The following is a 1,071-nucleotide window of genomic DNA, read 5'->3' as shown; positions in this document are numbered from 1 at the left end:
TCCTTCGTCACATGTCGAAAATCGTCTCAAGCTATACGACCCTGGCGGCAACATTTATTATTAAACAAGCTCTTATAATCGGTTTTCTTATCTGAAATTCACTCTTGCCTCTCCTCCTTGCGATACTTGGCGTATGCGCTTGCCAGACGCTTGTGGTATCGGCGCTTGGCATATCCCGGGCCATTGTATCTGCGGGCAAATCCGGCCCAGTCCTTCTTCTTCAGATATTTGTCGAGCCCTTGCGATTTAACGAATTCAACAAACAGCTCGAGCTGCTCGTGCTCGCTTGCCGACATGCGGTCGACGAAATCACTGATTGATTCTGTGCCACATTTGCGCCAGTTGAATCCGCCGATCTGAAACATCCCCCAGAATGTATTCTCCATTGCCGTTACCGAGTCTATTGCCATGGCGCCGTTGAGCCGCGCATACTGAGCCGCCTGATAGCTTCCATAGCGCTTTATATTGGGGCGCGAGAATACCACTGATTGTTTTTTAGTGTATGGAGCGAGATTGATGCCCCGTTTCCGGGCCCCGCGTCTGAACATGGCCAGGTCAAAGTTAATCAACGGCTTCCCCGGGGCATAAAACCCCTGATGTGACGGTCCGGCCTCTATCGCTACAACAGCTTTCATGGTAGCCGTCTCAATGCCGAGTTCATCGGCAGCCTCGCGATAGTCCTCGTCGGTAAGACGTTCGACACGGTTACGCCGCGCCTCCGACCACGGATTCTCAGGGAGTTCCCACAGATTGGGCGGCAGCAGATGCAGCGAGTCGGGATGAGTCACCCGCGGCGGACGGGCGCCATACGCTTGATTGCCCACGGCGCTTATTGCAGCTATGGCAAGGGCTGTCAGCTTTTGTAGCGTGTTCATGGTGGAAAAAATCCCCGACACGATGTCTCGCATCTTGCCGGGGATATTATTGTTGTTATAATAGTCTTAGAGAATGATTGGATTTGACTTAGAGCTTGTTTAATAATAAATGTTGCCGCTAGGGTCGTATAGCTTGAGACGATTTTCGACATGTGACGAAGGAGTGTACTTTATGTACACGACTGAGGAACAGGGC

At 51.4% G+C, this 1,071-nt stretch carries 1 protein-coding gene; it reads right to left on the bottom strand.

Features of this window, described 5'->3' with window-relative positions; genetic code table 11:
* Positions 1-98: 98 nt before the first annotated feature.
* Positions 99-875 (bottom strand): N-acetylmuramidase family protein, encoded by a 777-nt coding sequence (locus K2I50_RS08725; RefSeq protein WP_301025934.1) that lies wholly within the window; start codon positions 873-875, stop codon positions 99-101.
* Positions 876-1,071 lie beyond the last annotated feature (196 nt).

The sequence above is a fragment of the Muribaculum sp. genome (genome assembly GCF_029051885.1).
Taxonomy (GTDB): domain Bacteria; phylum Bacteroidota; class Bacteroidia; order Bacteroidales; family Muribaculaceae; genus Muribaculum.
Note: the sequence above shows the minus strand (reverse complement) of the source record. Positions and strands in the feature narration are given on the sequence as shown.